The organism is Pseudoduganella aquatica, from assembly GCF_009857595.1.
GTDB lineage: Bacteria > Pseudomonadota > Gammaproteobacteria > Burkholderiales > Burkholderiaceae_D > Rugamonas > Rugamonas aquatica_A.
Genome location: NZ_WWCU01000038.1, coordinates 43,911 through 60,045, shown reverse-complemented (window position 1 = coordinate 60,045; position 16,135 = coordinate 43,911). Strand labels below are relative to the sequence as shown.

General features: G+C 65.5%; 17 protein-coding genes and 1 other RNA gene. 4 read left to right on the top strand and 14 right to left on the bottom strand.

All coding sequences use genetic code 11. The features are described 5' to 3' along the window. Positions 1-1,197: DNA polymerase III subunit gamma/tau (dnaX, locus tag GTP77_RS24530; RefSeq protein ID WP_161074775.1), on the bottom strand; the 1,197-nt coding region annotated here is incomplete at its 3' end. 98 nt (positions 1,198-1,295) lie between these two features. Here dnaX and GTP77_RS24525 point away from each other — a divergent pair. Continuing rightward, positions 1,296-1,958, top strand: coding sequence for a hypothetical protein (locus GTP77_RS24525; protein ID WP_161074774.1), 663 nt, complete (start codon positions 1,296-1,298; stop codon positions 1,956-1,958). Between the two features lie 40 nt (positions 1,959-1,998). Here the strand turns inward: GTP77_RS24525 and ffs are convergent. Both ffs and ubiD read right to left on the bottom strand, forming a co-directional pair. Continuing rightward, positions 1,999-2,097: signal recognition particle sRNA small type (gene ffs / locus GTP77_RS24520), an RNA gene on the bottom strand. Positions 2,098-2,251: 154 nt separating this feature from the next. After that, a complete protein-coding gene (gene ubiD / locus GTP77_RS24515) occupies positions 2,252-3,736 on the bottom strand; it encodes a 4-hydroxy-3-polyprenylbenzoate decarboxylase (protein WP_161074773.1) in 1,485 nt (494 codons plus the stop codon). Between the two features lie 509 nt (positions 3,737-4,245). Here ubiD and GTP77_RS24510 point away from each other — a divergent pair. Next, positions 4,246-5,142, top strand: coding sequence for a lytic transglycosylase domain-containing protein (locus tag GTP77_RS24510; RefSeq protein ID WP_161074772.1), 897 nt, complete (start codon positions 4,246-4,248; stop codon positions 5,140-5,142). A 57-nt stretch (positions 5,143-5,199) separates the two neighbouring features. Here the strand turns inward: GTP77_RS24510 and nusB are convergent, their stop codons facing one another. The 3 genes from nusB to ribBA are packed head-to-tail and all read right to left on the bottom strand — an operon-like array spanning position 5,200 to position 7,353. Further along, a complete protein-coding gene (gene nusB / locus GTP77_RS24505) occupies positions 5,200-5,670 on the bottom strand; it encodes a transcription antitermination factor NusB (RefSeq protein WP_161074771.1) in 471 nt (156 codons plus the stop codon). Positions 5,671-5,699: 29 nt separating this feature from the next. Beyond that, positions 5,700-6,194, bottom strand: coding sequence for a 6,7-dimethyl-8-ribityllumazine synthase (gene ribH / locus GTP77_RS24500; protein WP_161074770.1), 495 nt, complete (start codon positions 6,192-6,194; stop codon positions 5,700-5,702). 49 nt (positions 6,195-6,243) lie between these two features. Next, entirely contained in the window at positions 6,244-7,353 is a 1,110-nt protein-coding gene (gene ribBA, locus GTP77_RS24495) for a bifunctional 3,4-dihydroxy-2-butanone-4-phosphate synthase/GTP cyclohydrolase II (RefSeq protein WP_161074769.1), read from the bottom strand. A 176-nt stretch (positions 7,354-7,529) separates the two neighbouring features. Here ribBA and GTP77_RS24490 point away from each other — a divergent pair, with 176 nt between their 5' ends. Together GTP77_RS24490 and GTP77_RS24485 are read left to right on the top strand one after the other, a co-directional pair. Next, entirely contained in the window at positions 7,530-8,420 is an 891-nt protein-coding gene (locus GTP77_RS24490) for an SMP-30/gluconolactonase/LRE family protein (protein WP_161074768.1), read from the top strand. Positions 8,421-8,526: 106 nt separating this feature from the next. Next, positions 8,527-8,949 (top strand): OsmC family protein, encoded by a 423-nt coding sequence (locus tag GTP77_RS24485; RefSeq protein WP_161074767.1) that lies wholly within the window; start codon positions 8,527-8,529, stop codon positions 8,947-8,949. A 1-nt stretch (position 8,950) separates the two neighbouring features. Here the strand turns inward: GTP77_RS24485 and GTP77_RS24480 are convergent, their stop codons facing one another. From GTP77_RS24480 to pilV, 8 genes are all read right to left on the bottom strand, one after another. After that, positions 8,951-9,577 carry a riboflavin synthase gene (locus GTP77_RS24480; RefSeq protein WP_161074766.1) on the bottom strand — a complete coding sequence of 209 codons (627 nt, stop codon included), beginning with the start codon at positions 9,575-9,577 and terminating at the stop codon, positions 8,951-8,953. Between the two features lie 9 nt (positions 9,578-9,586). After that, positions 9,587-10,684 (bottom strand): bifunctional diaminohydroxyphosphoribosylaminopyrimidine deaminase/5-amino-6-(5-phosphoribosylamino)uracil reductase RibD, encoded by a 1,098-nt coding sequence (gene ribD / locus GTP77_RS24475; RefSeq protein ID WP_161074765.1) that lies wholly within the window; start codon positions 10,682-10,684, stop codon positions 9,587-9,589. A 21-nt stretch (positions 10,685-10,705) separates the two neighbouring features. Beyond that, positions 10,706-11,323 carry a GspH/FimT family protein gene (locus GTP77_RS24470; protein ID WP_161074764.1) on the bottom strand — a complete coding sequence of 206 codons (618 nt, stop codon included), beginning with the start codon at positions 11,321-11,323 and terminating at the stop codon, positions 10,706-10,708. Continuing rightward, complete coding sequence (locus tag GTP77_RS24465; protein ID WP_229202348.1) at positions 11,251-11,715, bottom strand: type IV pilin protein; 465 nt, start codon at positions 11,713-11,715, stop codon at positions 11,251-11,253. Before GTP77_RS24465 ends, GTP77_RS24470 begins: the two co-directional genes overlap by 73 nt. A gap of 5 nt (positions 11,716-11,720) precedes the next feature. Further along, positions 11,721-13,850, bottom strand: coding sequence for a pilus assembly protein (locus GTP77_RS24460; RefSeq protein ID WP_371869395.1), 2,130 nt, complete (start codon positions 13,848-13,850; stop codon positions 11,721-11,723). A 62-nt stretch (positions 13,851-13,912) separates the two neighbouring features. Next, entirely contained in the window at positions 13,913-14,545 is a 633-nt protein-coding gene (locus GTP77_RS24455) for a pilus assembly PilX family protein (RefSeq protein WP_229202346.1), read from the bottom strand. Next, positions 14,545-15,525 (bottom strand): PilW family protein, encoded by a 981-nt coding sequence (locus GTP77_RS24450; protein WP_161074762.1) that lies wholly within the window; start codon positions 15,523-15,525, stop codon positions 14,545-14,547. Before GTP77_RS24450 ends, GTP77_RS24455 begins: the two co-directional genes overlap by 1 nt. Then, the gene (gene pilV, locus GTP77_RS24445) at positions 15,522-16,076 is read right to left on the bottom strand and encodes a type IV pilus modification protein PilV (protein WP_161074761.1); all 555 of its coding nucleotides are present in this window, start codon (positions 16,074-16,076) and stop codon (positions 15,522-15,524) included. The genes GTP77_RS24450 and pilV overlap by 4 nt, the downstream gene beginning before the upstream one ends. Positions 16,077-16,135 lie beyond the last annotated feature (59 nt).

Genomic DNA, 16,135 nt, shown 5'->3' with positions numbered 1-16,135 from the left:
GCCCACGTTCAAACCGGCCGCAGCCGCAGCGGCACGGGCGGCGCCCGGACCGCGCGCTACCGCAGGTGCGGCGGCCGGCACGCCTTCAGCGCCGCCGGCGCCGGGGCGAAAGGCCAGCATGCGCAGCAGTGTCATCGAGAACCCGGCGTACTCATCCGGCGCCAGGCCCAGTTCATTGCGGCCATGCACGGCAATCTGGTAATACAGCTGCACTTCCTCGGCGTCGAAGGCCGAGGCCAGGCGCACGATGTCGGCGTACTCGGGCAGATCGGACGGCACCGCCGCCGGCACCGTCTGCGCCAGCGCGATCCGGTGCAGCAAGGTGCCCAGATCCTGCAAGGCGCCGTTGTAGGACAGGCTGCGCGAAGCCATCTCGTCGGCCACGGCCAGCAAGTCCGCGCCGTCCTGGTTGGCCAGCGCGTCGAGCAGGCGGATCAGATAGGACTGGTCCAGCGCGCCCAGCATGCCCTGCACCGCGTCCAGCGTCACCTCGCCCGCCGCGTAGGCGATGGCCTGGTCGGTCAGCGAGAGCGCGTCGCGCATGGAGCCATGCGCGCCCTGCGCCAGCAAACGCAGCGCCGGCTGTTCAAAGCTGATGCCCTCCTGGCCCAGGATATTGTCCAGGTGACTGATGATATGGCCCGGCGGCATCTGCTTGAGATTGAACTGCAGGCAGCGCGACAGCACGGTGACCGGAATTTTTTGCGGATCGGTGGTCGCCAGGATGAACTTCACGTGCTCCGGCGGCTCCTCCAGCGTCTTCAGCATGGAGTTGAAGGCGTGGTTGGTCAGCATGTGCACCTCGTCGATCATATAGACCTTGAAGCGCGCATTCGACGGCGCGTACACCGCCTGCTCCAGCAACTGCGCCATCTCGTCGACGCCGCGGTTGGACGCCGCATCCATCTCTATATAGTCGACGAAGCGGCCGCTATCGATGGCGGTGCAGGCTTCGCAGACGCCACACGGAGTGGCGGTGATGCCGCCGCTGCCGTCCGGGCCGATGCAATTGAGCGATTTGGCCAGGATGCGCGACAGCGTGGTCTTGCCGACGCCCCGCGTGCCGGTAAAGAGATAAGCATGATGCAGGCGGCCACTGTGCAGCGCGTGCGTCAGCGCGCGCACGACGTGCTCTTGGCCGACGAGCGTTTCAAAGTTCCGGGGACGGTATTTGCGGGCGAGGACTTGATAGGACATGGCAGCGATTTTACCGTAGATAGCCGGTGCTGCGGTCAACATTAGACGTTGTACATGACATCGCTTACACTCTTGCTTTCCATTTAACAATTGAGAAAATGAAAAAACTGGCTTTAACCCTGCTGTGCGCCCTGCCCCTGCTGGCCCACGCCGAAGACCGCGAATGGGCGCCGTACAAGAAAATCGTGGAAACGGTGAAGCTGGATAAATTCTACAGCCTGCCGGCCGCCGAGCGGGACAAGCTGAAAGTGTACGCCCGCTTCACGCCGGCCAACAAAGCCATCGCCCCGGGCAGCCTGAAGCTGACGGTGGTGCACGCCGGCGGCAAATCCCCGCTGGTGCTGGACGAGCTGGGCCGCACGGTGCTGGTGCCGAACGAGAAATGGATGGCCGAGGACGCCAAGATCTGGACCAACCAGCCCAAGGGCGAGAAGGCCAGCGTCGGTTTCGACATCGTGGCGGTGCTGCCGGAGGCGGCGCAATGGAACTACGCCACGGTGATGGGCAGCGTGCCGCAGTCCAACGCCGCCATCGACAAGGTGGCCGGTGCGCTGAGCCTGCTGGCGCCGACGATGAAGGTGGTGATCTTCAAGTTCCACAAGCCGGCCTACCTGGTGGTGCAGGCCAAGGGCGGCGAGAAGCGCTACGTCACCGACGGCAGGCAGCAGATCCGGCTCAAGCTGGACAAGGCGCTGCTGGCGGAAAACCCGCTGGTGACGGTGAGCGAACAGCCGTTCGAGGCGGAAGTGGACGGCGAATAAGGGACGAAAAAAAAGCTGCATCAGCAGCTTTTTGATCTAAAGAGGCGAGCCTGATCTGCGGCACTTGCGGTGAATAGCTGTGGCTGCTTCGTTCCCGACCTGACCAGGTTGGCCATGCCGCAATGCGCAGGGGCCCGCCGACGGCAATTATACCCGCTCCCGGCGAATCTGCCTAATCCCCCAACCGAGCTGAGCCGCACGTCCTACATTCGGGGTCTGACCCCGGGTGTAGGACGTGCGGCTGAGGCTGCTTATAGGAAGCGTCCGAAACGTTAGGATTACTTGCCGGGGGCTTATAGGCCGAGTTCTTGCCAGATCTGGTCGACGCGGGTTTTGACTTCGGGCGCCATGACGATGGTGGTGCCCCATTCGCGCGTGGTTTCGCCCGGCCATTTGTTGGTGGCGTCGATGCCCATCTTGCTGCCCAGGCCACTCACCGGGGAGGCGAAGTCCAGGTAGTCGATCGGCGTGTGGTCCACCAGCGTGGTGTCGCGCGTGGGGTCGACGCGCGTGGTGATGGCCCAGATGACTTCGTTCCAGTCGCGGATGTTGACGTCTTCGTCCACCACCACAATGAACTTGGTGTACATGAACTGGCGCAGGAAGCTCCATACGCCCAGCATCACGCGCTTGGCGTGGCCGGCGTACTGCTTGCGGATCTGCACCACCGCCATGCGGTAGCTGCAGCCTTCTGCCGGCAGATGGAAGTCGGTGATTTCACTGAACTGCTTTTGCAGCAGCGGCACGAAGACTTCGTTCAGCGCCAGGCCCAGCATGGCCGGCTCGTCCGGCGGCTTGCCCGTGTAAGTGGAGTGGTAGATGGGGTCGCGCCGCATGGTGATGCGGTCGATGGTGAACACCGGGAAGCTGTCCTGCTCATTATAGTAGCCGGTGTGGTCGCCGTACGGCCCTTCCAGCGCATGCTCGTAGCCGCTCGGGTGGTTCTCGTCCGGGTAGATATGCCCTTCCAGCACGATCTCGGCCGAGGCCGGCACGCGCAGCTCGCTGCCGATGGCTTTCACCAGCTCGGTGCGGCTGCCGCGCAGCAGGCCGGCGAACTGGTATTCGGACAAGGTGTCCGGCACCGGCGTCACCGCGCCCAGGATGGTGGCCGGGTCGGCGCCCAGCGCCACCGCGATCGGATAGGGCTTGCCCTTGGTCTGGATGGCGTGCTCGCGGAAGTCCAGCGCGCCGCCCCGGTGCGCCAGCCAGCGCATGATGACCTTGTTGCGCCCCAGTACCTGCTGGCGGTAGATGCCCAGGTTCTGGCGCTTCTTGTTCGGCCCCTTGGTGATCACCAGGCCCCAGGTGATCAGCGGCGCCACGTCGCCCGGCCAGCAGTGCTGGATGGGCAGGCGCGACAGGTCGACGTCGCTGCCTTCCCAGACGATGTCCTGGCAGGGCGCGCCCTTCATTTCCTTCGGCGACATGTCCCACACGGCTTTCACCAGCGAGCCCAGTTCCATCAAATCCTTGAAGCCCTTGGGCGGCTCCGGCTCTTTCAGGCGCGCCAGCACGTGGCCGATCTTGCGCAGCTCGCTGGTGTCCTGGGCGCCCATGCCGAGCGCCACGCGGCGCTGGGTGCCGAACAGATTGCCCAGCACCGGCATGCTGTGGCCGGTGGGATTCTGGAACAGCAGCGCCGGCCCGCCGGCCCGCAAAACGCGGTCGCACACCTCGGTCATCTCTAAATGGGGGGAAACTGCCGTCAAAACAGGCTTAAGCTCGCCCATTTTTTGCAGTTGGGCAATAAAATCTCGCAAATCAGAATATTTCATACTTTTTTACTTTTTTTTCGCTCCAGACGCGCTGGACGAGGTTTTTAAGTCAAGTGGTTGATTTTATTGGTTTTTGCTAGTTTGCAAGGCAAATATCTAGATTCAAAAGTTATAAAGAACGACCGTGTTAGTATTGACGTGATATAAAACGGCTTCTACAATTTGCCCTACTTGAAGAGGACATGGCCTGTTAGCCAACTTTTATCGCTAACGACCAGTCGCTCATTCATTCACGGAGTCGGGGCTCCACATGACATTTTAAGGAGTGTTTTCAAAAGGCGTCTGCCTTACCCCCGAAAAAAGTTGTATTGCGACTGTTTACACATACGCCTCCAGCATACGCTCCAGGTAGTAACAGCTCAGGCAAGCAATGATGGCGTTCGGCGCGCACCCACGGTGCGGCTACGGACGAATGATATTTCTGATGCACGGCATTGGCACATCGATACGACTGCGTTTTTCGACGCGGCGGGGGTGCGCTCGTTACGGACATTTCAGGGGAGTTCTGAATGACTAATCGTTTCATCTCGGTAGCCGATGCTACCCGTCAGTTGGCGCGTGGCGCTACTGGCCTGGCAAGCTCGCGCGTCAGCGTGCGCAGCGTGCTGACTACCGCGCAACACACTTTGACCGTTTTTGGCGTGAGCGCCCTGGTCATGATCGCCGTCCTGTACGCCCGTCCCGACCTGGCCCATGCCCTGAGCAAGAGCCTGGCGCAAGAACCTGCCGCCGTGGCCGCCGTCACGGCCCCGCCGCTGCACGAACTGATGGAAGCGCCTGCCGGCGGCTATGCGGCCGCCGACGCGCCGCTGACGGCCGAGGAAAAGGCCATCATGGGCACCCGCAAGCAGCAGGAATGGGTAACCTCCTGGCTGTCCAAGCGCTACCGCGTGGCGGGCGACGCCACCAATATGCTGGTCTCCACCGCCTACCTGACCGCGCGCGAGATCAAGCTGGACCCGCTGCTGATCCTGGCCGTGATGGCCATCGAGTCGGGCCTGAATCCCTTCGCGGAGAGCCCTATGGGCGCGCAGGGCCTGATGCAGGTGATGTCCAAGGTGCACCATGAGAAGTTCCAGGAGATGGGCGGCGTGCAGGCTGCGCTGAACCCGGTGGCCAATATCCGCGTCGGCTCGCTGATCCTGAAGGATTATGTGACCCGCGGCGGCTCCGTCGAAGCCGGCCTGAAGACCTATGTGGGCGCGGCGGCCTTTGAAACCGATTATGGCTACGGCAACAAGGTGCTCAACGAGTACCAGCTGCTGAAGCGCGTTTCCGCGGGCAAGAAGGTGCCTACGACCAATCCGGTGATCGCGGCAGCCCCTGCCACCACCAAGCAGGTGGAAAGCGCCGTCGCGGCCAATGCCGTGGCCAAACTGCCGGACGCCCAGCTGGCCGGCCTGTAAGCCTGCTCCAGACGTAAAAAAAGCCGCAGATTGCGGCTTTTTTTACGTCCTTGCATCTCAACGCTTTTTGTCGTTCTCGACTTCTTCCGGGCGCATTTTGCCGGCCAGCTTGTCCAGCACGCCGTTCACGTATTTGTGGCCGTCGATGCCGCCGAAGGATTTGGTCAGCTCCACCGCTTCGTTGATGACGACGCGGTATGGGATTTCCAGGTTGTTCTTCAGCTCGAAGGCGCCGATCAGCAGCACGGCGTGCTCGATGGGCGACAGCTCGGCCACGCCACGGTCCACCAGCGTGGCGAAGGTCTCGCGCAGCGCTTCGGATTCCTTGATGGTGCCGTACAGCAGCGTGGTGAAGTGCTCGGCGTCGGCCTTGTCGAAGCCGTGCGCGGCGCGGATGTGGTTGACGACGGTTTTCGCGTCTTCATTGTTCAGCAGCCACTGGTACAGGCCCTGCAGCGCGAACTCGCGCGCGCGGTGGCGCGGCGTGCGGTTCTTGCTCGGGTTGGCGTGCGTAGATTTGTCGGTCATGATTTCCTGCCTGTTCTTATAAGTACTGATTATTCTTCTTCGTCGTAGCCGCCGTCTTGCTGGAGTTCTTCCAGCGCGATCGACAGATTGGCCATTTCCACGGCCACGCGGGCGGCGTCCGCGCCTTTGACGGCCATGCGCACTTCGGCTTGCTCGTCGTTTTCGGTGGTCAGCACGGCGTTGGCGATAGGGATGCCGAAGTCCAGGCCGATGCGGGTGATGCCCGCGCCCGATTCATTCGACACCAGTTCGAAGTGGTAGGTTTCGCCACGGATGACGGCGCCCAGCGCGATCAGCGCGTCGAACTGCTGCGATTCGGCCAGCTTTTGCAGCACGAAGGGGATTTCCAGCGCGCCGGGCACGGTCACGTGCAGCACGTCTTCGTCGGCAACGCCCAGGTGCTTGAGCTCGGCCAGACAGGCCGACAGCAGGCCGTGGCAGACGTCTTCGTTGAAACGCGCTTGAACGATACCGACGCGCAAGCCGTCGCCGGACAGATTGGTTTCGTAGCTTCCTACGGTCATGGCATGCCTCTTTTCTGTATGTGTATATTAATGAGTGTTGTGGACGGGCTTACGCGGCCGGCTTGGCAACGTAGCCCGTGACTTCGAGGTCGAAACCTGCCATGGAAGGCATTTTACGCGGGCTGGCCAGCAACTTCATCTGGCGCACGCCAACCGCGCGCAGGATTTGCGCGCCGATGCCGTAGTCGCGCAGGCCCATGCTGGCGGCGCGGCCCTGCGGCTTGGCGTCCTTGGCCAGCGCGCTGAACTGGCTGAACAGCTGGTCGGCCGTTTCTTCGCAGTTAAGCAGCACGATCACGCCCTGCTCGGCCGCCTGCACCGCCTGCATGGACGAGGAGATGTTCCACGAGTGCGTGGTCGCTTCCGATTCCAGCAGGTCCAGGATGGACACCGGCTGGTGCACGCGCACCAGCGATTCCTTGCCGGCGGCCATGTCGCCATGCACCAGCGCCAGGTGGGCCGAGCCGGTCGGCGTGTCGCGGAAGGCGATCATGCGGAAGTCGCCGTAGGTGGTCTTCAGCGGACGCTCGGCCACGCGCTCGACGATGCATTCGTTCTGGCTGCGGTAGTGGATCAGGTCGGCGATGGTGCCGATCTTCAGGCCGTGCTCCTGGGCGAACTCCAGCAGGTCCGGCAGGCGCGCCATGGTGCCGTCGTCCTTGACGATCTCGCAGATCACCGAGGCCGGGGTCAGGCCCGCCATGGCGGTCAGGTCGCAGCCCGCTTCGGTATGGCCGGCGCGCATCAGCACGCCGCCCTTCTGGGCTTTCAGCGGGAAGATGTGGCCCGGCTGCACGATGTCCATCGGCACGGCGTTCTTGGCCACGGCCACCTGGATGGTCTTGGCGCGGTCGGCCGCCGAGATGCCGGTGGTCACGCCTTCGGCCGCTTCGATCGACACCGTGAAGTTGGTGCCGAAGGAGGTGCCGTTGCGGGCCGTCATCATGGACAGGTCGAGCTGCTTGCAGCGTTCCTCGGTCAGGGTCAGGCAGACCAGGCCGCGCGCGTGCTTGATCATGAAATTGATCGCTTCCGGCGTGACGAAGTCGGCCGCGAGCACCAGGTCGCCTTCGTTTTCCCGGTCTTCTTCGTCGACCAGGATCACCATGCGGCCAGCGCGCAACTCGGCGACGATTTCTTCGGTGCTGGAGATAGACATTTCAATTCCTTCGGTTCAGGTTTCTTTAACCCTCTATTTTAAAGGATTTGGAGAAACTAATCTGGAACTCCGCCTCGAACGCCCCGGAAAGTCCCGAAGTTAAGCAAATGATAGCGCTACACACGCTTGCGCTTTTCGGGTAAGGTAATGCGTCCACCACTTACCGAATTGCCATCGTGACCGCACACAAGACCGACCTCGCGCCCCGCCTGCTCTGGCAACTGGGCGCCGAACTGGGCGAAGGCCCGCTGTGGCTGCCTGAACAGCAGCGCCTGTATTTCGTCAACCTGAAGGGCAGCACGCTGCACGCGCTGGACGCGGACGGCGGCCGGCACGCCTGGCGGCTGCCTGAATATATCTGCTGGATCGTGCCGCGCCGCGACGGCGACGGCTTTATGGCCGGCCTGCGCGACGGCGTGGTGCGCCTGTGGCTGGAGCCGGAACTGCGCGTGGAATACCTGATGCGCCCCACCGAGGGCAAGCCCGGCGTGCGCCTGAACGACGCCAAGGCCGACCCGCAGGGCCGCCTGTGGTTCGGCAGCATGAACGCGGCCGACGTGCACAGCCCGGACGGGCAGCTATTCCGCCTGGCCACGGACGGCGAACTGAGCGTGGCGCAGGACGGCGTCCATATCTGCAACGGACCGGCCTTCAGCCTGGACGGCAGCGTGATGTACCACAGCGACAGCCTGCTGGGCCGCACTTACGCCTACAGCGTGGGCGCCGACGGCAGCCTGGGACCGGCCCGCCTGTGGCGCCAGTTCGGCGAAGGCGAAGGCTCGCCGGACGGCATGACGGTCGATGCAGAAGGCTGCGTGTGGATCGCGCAATGGGGCGGCAGCCGGGTGTGCCGCTACAGCGCGGACGGCGAACTGCTGGCCACCATCGCCATGCCGGTGTCGCAACCGGCCTCCGTGGCGTTTGGCGGGCCGGACCTGAAGACGCTGTACATCACCACCGCTTTTGAAGGCATGAGCGAGGCCCAGCGCGCCGCCGAGCCGCTGGCCGGTTCGCTGTTCAGCGTGCAATTGGATGTGGGCGGCCTGCCGCCGGCGCGCTACGGCTGAACCCAGCGCCTCTCCCCTGCGCGCCCTCTCCCTTAAGTGAGCGGCGCGCTTCAAGCAATCGGCATACGATAGCTGCTCCCCTTGCAACGCAAACAAAGGAGCAGCGATGAAAACTAACGGATCGGCCGTCTGGTCGGGCGGCATCAAGGATGGCAAAGGCGCCATCAGCACCCAGAGCGGCGCCATGAAGGACTACCCTTACGGCTTCGCCAGCCGCTTCGAGGGCAAGCCGGGCACCAACCCGGAAGAATTGATCGGCGCCGCGCACGCGGGCTGCTTCACCATGGCGCTGTCGCTGATCCTGGGCGAAGCGGGGCTGACTGCGGAGAAAATGGAAACCAAGGCCGAGGTCACGCTGGACAAGGTGGCAGACGGCTTCTCCATCACGGCCGTGCACCTGACCTTGCAGGCCAAGATCCCGGGCGCCGACAAGGCCACCTTTGACGAACTGACCGCCAAGGCCAAGGCCGGCTGCCCGGTGTCCAAGCTGCTGAACGCCAGCATTACGCTGGACGCGACGCTGCTGTGACTTACTTGCCGACCGACAGCATGCGCTCGACGTAGCGGGCGATCAGGTCAATCTCCAGATTGACCTTGCCGCCCACCGTCAGATGCTTGAGCGTGGTCACGGAAATGGTGTGCGGGATCAGGTTGATGGAGAACTGGCACACCAGCGCGTCGCCGCTGCCGATATCGTGCACGCGGTTGACGGTCAGCGACACGCCGTTGACCACCACCGAACCCTTGAAGGCCAGGAATTTGGCCAGCTCGCGCGGCGCCTCGATCACCAGCTCCCAGGACTCGCCCACCGGCTCGAATTTGCGCACCACGCCCAGGCCGTCGACGTGGCCGGACACCAGGTGGCCGCCCAGGCGCTCGGACAGGGTCAGCGCTTTTTCCAGGTTGACTTCGGACGTGCCGTCCAGCCCAACCGTGCAGTTCAGGCTTTCGCGCGAGACGTCCACCTTGAAGGTCGTGGCGGTCTTTTCGATGACGGTCATGCAGGCGCCGTTCAGGGCGATGGAGTCGCCCAGGGCGACGTCGGCCAGCGGCAGGCCGCCGGCGTCGATTTCCAGGCGCACGCCCGCGTCATGGCCGCCTTCCAGCGGCTGGACCGAAGTGATTTTGCCGACTGCGGCAACAATTCCAGTAAACATGGTGCTATCTCATTGTGAAGTGAATCTGGCAAGGATACGCAAATCCGCGCCGGTCTGCTGAACCTGGTGGAATTTCAGGCTCTTGCGCCCGCTCAGTTCCGTCAGCGCGGGCAAGGCGAACATGCCCTGGGCGTCGCCCAGCAGCATGGGCGCCAGGTAGACCAGCAGTTCGTCCACGCAGCCTTCGCGTATCAGTGAACCGTTCAGCTTGCCGCCCGCCTCCACGTGCAGCTCGTTGATCTGGCGGCGGCCCAGTTCGCGCATCAGTTCCGGCAGGTCGACCTTGCCGTGCGGGTTGGGCAGCGTGATGATCTCGGCGCCCACGGCGCGCAGCGCGGCCTCCTTTTCCGGATGGCTGACGGCGGCCACCACCCAGGTTCCGCCGCCTTCGAGCACGCGCGCCGAGGGGCTGATGTCCAGGCGGCTGTCCACCACGATGCGGCGCGGCTGGCGCGGCGTGTCCACCGAGCGCACCGTCAGCTGCGGATCGTCCGCTTTCACGGTGCCGATGCCGGTCAGGATGGCGCAGGCGCGGGCGCGCCAGGCGTGGCCGTCGGCGCGCGCTTCGGGGCCGGTGATCCACTGGCTGGCGCCATTGTGCAGTGCCGTCATGCCGTCCAGGCTGGCGGCGGTTTTCATGCGCACCCAGGGCAGGCCGCGCGTCATGCGCGAGAAAAATCCGATGTTCAGCTCGTAGGCCTGCTCGGCCAGCAAGCCGCTGGAGACCTCGATGCCGGCCGCCGCCAGCTTGGCCAGGCCCTGGCCGGCCACCAGCGGATTCGGGTCTTCCATCGCCGCCACCACGCGGCCCAGGCCGGCACGCACCAGCGCGTCCGAACAGGGCGGCGTGCGGCCGTGGTGGTTGCACGGCTCCAGCGTGACGTAGGCGGTGGCGCCGCGCACATCATGCCCGCGCGCCTGCGCGTCCTTCATGGCCTGGATTTCGGCGTGGTCCTGCCCGGCGGGCTGGGTCACGCCGGCGCCGATCACGCGGCCGTCCCGCACGATCACGCAGCCTATGCGCGGATTGGGCGAGGTGGTGTACAGCCCCTTGGCGGCCCATTCCAGGGCCAGCTTCATGCCTTCGGTGTCGTTGTTGATGTCCACAGGATCGCTTACTCGGTTTGTTTAGTCTGCGCTGGTGCAGAGCGCCGGCTGCGCGACGGGATCGCACACCCTAACCCGGCCCAGCATATTGATCTTGACGAGGCGCCTGTGCTGGCCGGCCTCCAGCGTCAGCGTGCCCCAGCGCGCGGCCTGGCTGTTACCCGCCTGGCAGCTGCGCCCAGCAGCATTATAGGCAAGATAGGCCGGTCCCGTGCCGGAAGTGAAATGCGCGCCGAGATGTATGCCGTCCGCCAGGGGCTGCTGGACAGCGTAGCGCTCCTCGCCGGGGTCCGGACGGCGGTTGCCGTTACGGTCGGCAAAGACGGTCCAGCCCCGCTCCCACGCATCGCCGCTGGCGTCGTGCGGCGCCATCAGCACCACGCCGCCGCGTGCGATGGCCAGTGAACGGGTCAGCGCGATGGCGCCCTGCACATCGTTCAGGGCCGCGTGCAACAGCTGCTTTTGCAGCAGGGATTGCAGGCTGGGGGCGGCGGCGCTGGCCAAAATGGCTGCCAGCGCCAGCGCGACCAGCAATTCGATCAGCGTGAGGCCGGCGGCGGCGCGGCTCAGCGCCAGCAGCGCACGCCCTGCCCGCTTGCCAGCCGCAGCCCGGCGCTGGTCAGTATCAATTTTCCGCATTCCCTGTCCTCGTAGTGCGCATCCACCTTGGCCGTGCCCGGCGTGGCAATCAGTTGCACGCAGCTCGAGATCGCTTCATCGTCGCAGGCCTTTGCTTCGATCTCATATGCGCTGCCGGCGGCGCCGGCGCCGGACCACCATTTGAATTCGCGCTCGGCGGGATCGGTGGAGCCGGACGAGAAGGCAATGTAGCTGTTGTGGGCGCTGAAGTAGCGCTCCTGCTGCTGCATCAGCAGCAGCAAGGCAGCCTGCCCTTCCACGCGCTTGCTGCGGATCACGAACTGGCTGTAGGAAGGATAGGAGAACGCGGCCAGCACCACGGCGATCACCAGCACAACCAAGGCCTCCAGCATGGTCCAGCCCCGGCAGCGCCGGGCGCTAATGGCGTTCATGGACTTCACGGCTGCTCCCCGTCCCGCCGTTGCGGCGTCCGCCCCTGTGCTGCCTGATACAGCTCGCGCCAGTTGGCCAGCTCTCGCCAGCCCAGCCTGCCGGCAGCAACCACCGCCTTGGCCCGCGCCGACGGCAGCGCACCAGCTTCCCTGGCGCCCGCATTGACGGCGGCGATGCGCTTGCTGACCAGCATCCGGCCGCCAGCCTGGCGCACCGCCTGCGCCGCCTCGGTTACGATCACGGCCGCCGGCCCGGGCAGATAGTCCGCGACCAGGGTGCCGGCCGCCTCTCCGGAGAGCGGCACACCGGCGCTGTCCGGCGCCAGCCCGCTCAGCACATCGAGCGCGTAGCTGCGGCTGGCGATGGACGCGCAGGCGCTGGCGCCGGTCAAGACCGTGTTGAAGAAAATCTGCCCATCGGCCAACGCAGCACCGCCGACGCTGCGCTCTCCCCTTCCTGCGCCATTGAAGTCGACATACCAGCCATGCGCACCGCCGGCGCCGCCGTAAGTGAAGCTGCGCCCGCGCAGCGCCAGCACTGCGGCATCCGGCGCGCCCTCCAGTTCGCGCTGGGCCAGATCGCCACGTCCCAGGGGCCAGTCCGCGCGCGTTCCGCCTCGGCCGTTCACGCTGTCGTCCAGCACAGCGTAGAAGGATTGCTGGCCATAACGGGCCGGATCGCGGTCTGCCGCCTCCAGCAATTTCCCGGTCCCGAACAGGATCAGATAGCCACCGCCGGGCGCATTGGCAACACGGGGCTGCATCGTGATGGGCTGCCGCACGCGCCGCGCGTCGCGCGCGACAAACACAGGGCCTTCCGCCGCATCCCGCCACGGCTCGCTGCCCGTAAAACTGAAACGCCACAGATTGCCCTGCAAATCCCCGGCGTAGGCATAAAGCACGGCGCCGTCGCCGTCCAGCACCAGCGCCGGCGCGCTCAGGGCATTGGCGCGGCCGGGCTCCCCGCCCGGCGCTTGCAGGCGATAGTAGTTCCGGTTCAGCCGCCATGCCTCGCCTGCCGGCTTGTCCAGCGCCAGCAGGAACAAGGCGCTGGCATTGGCCGGGTCCGCATTGCCGTCGCTGGCCTGGCTGTTGACGCCGCTGCTCACGAGCGCAAAATAGCGGTAGGCATTGGCACCGCTGCGCAGGCGCAAGCGCGCAATCTGCGGCAGGGAGGCGACATTGCCCATCGCCGCGTCATCGCGGTCGGTGAACTCCCACAGCGCGCCGCCGATCTGGGGGAAGGCGGACGGGTTCGTGACGTCCAGTGCGAATACGCCCTGCGCGCCGGCCCCCATGGCGGATACCAGCACCGTCCGCCAGTTCCCGTCCAGCCGCGCTTCGGCCACGCTGGCCGGGCCGTCGACATAAGCGCCATGCACATAGTTGCGGTCGGGCAGGCGGTTAAGCAGGGGGAACAAGGCCTCCGGCACGTAGGCAAACAGCTCGGCCCCGCTCACCGCATCGAAGGCATGCAGCATGCCGTCGTTGGCGCCCAGGTAGACCGCTGCGGTGCGCGCCTGCATGCTGTCGTAAAAAGCGCGGTAGCCGTCGCCATTGCCTGCGGCGGACGGTGGCCCGGCGTACGCCGGGATGCCGTTGACGGCGTCGCCAAGTATGCTGGCGCGGCGGCGGAACAAGCGCCCTTCTTCGCTGCGGTCCCCGCGCAGCCAGTCCAGGCGCTTTTCGCCTTTGCGGTCGGACACTGGGCGCGCGGGCGGCGGCGGGCGGTTCAGGGCGGTGCGCTGCGCGGCGGACAGCGCGCCCCACTCGAAGGCTATCGTCACCCGCCTGCCCTGCTCCAGCCTGGAGGTGTAGATGCGGCGGCTTCGGTCCGGCTCGGGCAAGGCGTCCAGCAAAGCAGCGGCGTCCCACAGAGGGGCCGAAATCTGCGGCGCGCCGGATGCGTCCACGCTCACGGCCGAGCGCGTGAACACCCCGCTCCAGCTGCCGGGCCGCGCGCCTGCCTGGAACACCGCCATGCCGGAAGGCGTGGACGCCACCGCTGCGGCGCCGCGCAGCAAGTCCGGATGCGGCACGCAACTGGCGCCCAGCGGCTCGGTGCTCAGCTCCACCAGCGGCTGCACAGCGGCAGCTTGCGCGGCGGCCAGCACTGCAGCCAATACTGTGCACACTGCACGCGCCATTCGCCGGCTGGCGCCGAGCCAACGCGCACAGCGGTCCGTCCATGGCAGTTTCATGGCGTCCCTCCCTCGTCTGCTTTGCGGTAGCTTGCTTGCAGCACAGCCTCGGTGGACTCGCGCGAGCCAAAGCCGATGGCGGTGACGCGATACAGGTACTGCGTGCTTCCGGCATCCGCGCCAGGCGGGTGGTAAGGCATGCGCTCGATGATGTAGCGCGGGCGCCGGAATGGCAGCAGACCTTGGCCAGTCTCCATCAGCGCGCCGGTGAACCGTCCAAACGGCACGGAGCGCGAGGCGGCGCCGTCGTCGCCGATGTCGACGCTCTCCCACACCGGCACATCGCCATCCGCAGGCGCGCACAGTCCAAGCCCGGGGTTGTCGGCGCCCATGCCGCAGCCTTGCACAAAGCCCAGGCCGCTGCCCGGAGCCAGCAGCGCGGCACGCGCCGGCGTGCTGGCGGCGCCGCCGTTAATCTCCTTTTCCGCGTCGGCCAGCGCATCCTCCGCTGCTTGCAATGCCACGTAGCGGTCGCGTTCGGCCCGCGCCGCCTTCTCGCCCAGCATGGCCATGCGCGCTGCGGATGCGCCCAGCAGCAGCACGGCAATCAGCATCAGCAATGTGAGGAGCAAGGCAATGCCTTGCTCGGCAAGCATGGGAGCAGCGCTGATGTGACGAATGGCGGCCATTACGTGCCCCCGGCGTTGCGCAGCGCGACTGATGTTTCGAACACGCGCCGCACGCGCTGGCGTTCGCTCTCGGGCAGCAGGTGCTCGTCTATGTGCGTGCCACGGTCGCCGTCTGCCGTGCTGCCGCTGTAAGCGCCGCCGAGCAAGTCGTACTGCGCCGGGACAGCGCCGTTGCGGGAGTAGTCTTCCCCGCGCAGCAACAAGCCCACCTTGATGCTGGCCACGCGTTTCCACCAGGTTTTGCGGTTGAAATCCTGCGCGCGCGCCGGGGCGGTGGCGCCTTCCAGCACCAGATCTCCATCCATTAAGTTGATGGCGCTCGCGCTCAGGTAGCGGTTGGGAATGCCGTCCGCCGGCGTGTCGGTGTCGATTCCGTATAGCACCTGGAAACTGTCCACGCCGCGGACGATGGCGTCGGCGCCCCAACTGTGCGCGCTTTTATATTTGCACCGCAGTTCGGCGACACCGTCGCTACCCTTCGCAACGTAGAAAATACTCCAGCCGCGCTGCGCTTCGCTGCCCGCCGCCGCAATGCCAAAGCCGGCGCAATTCAGCACGGAGCCGTCCGCCTCGGGCGAGCCGGAGCCGGCATAGCGCAAGGCCAGCACATCGCTGCCATTCACGGTTGCGGGCAGCGGATCCTCAATGCCGTTGCTGTTGCGGGAAATACTGGCGTCATCCAGTCCGCTGATGTTGGCGCTGCTTTCCGGCGTGGTTGCCGGCGGCACGCTAGCATCATCCCAGTTCACAAACGCGGCTTGCCGCACGGACTGGCTGATGATGGACAGCGCGTAGCGGCCGCTGTCATTGAGCCGGGCGCTTTCAGTGTGAAACGCATAATTGGCGCTGGCATTCACCAGCAGCGCGCTGGCCACCAACGTCACCAGCGAGCCCACCGCGATCGCGATCACCATCTCAACCAGGCCGAGACCGCGCTCGCGGCTGCGGCCTGCATCACCATTGCAGACGGCCTTTTTCATGGCGCCACTCCCGCCAGCACCAGCGCCACACCGGGCGCATAATCGCCGTCCACATCGCTGGCCGCCGTACCGTCCGGATTCTTGCCGCGCCAGCCAACCTTGACGACTACCGGCGCCGCAGGGCCGCCCGCGCAGGGCCAACGCAGCCGGCCACTGCTCCACATGCCCGTGTCTCGGCAGATGCGCACCCGGCCGCCGGGCAGTTGCGAAGCGATTTGCCGCTTCAAATCATACATATCCGCCTGCGCCATGGCGGCGCTGTCGCACGGTCCGGCCCAGCACTGGCGGCCGGGCGCGGCGGGAACCGGCTCGGCATGCGCGTCATAGTCCAGAGAGAGATAGGCGGTGGCGATCTGGCCCGGATTGGCGCGCAAGCGTTCGGCCATGGCGAAGGCCATTTGCGCTGCATTGCTCAGCAATTGCGATTCGTAGCGCACACGCAGCGCCACCAGCTGCATGCCGGCGGCTCCCAGCACGCCGACGGCCAGCACCACCACCGCCACCAGCACTTCGATCAGCGCGAAGCCGTGAATCCGCCGTTGCGATGCCATACGCCACCTCCGCACAAGCCGCTTGAGAGACACCCTGATTGCAAGTTAGCAGCCCATGC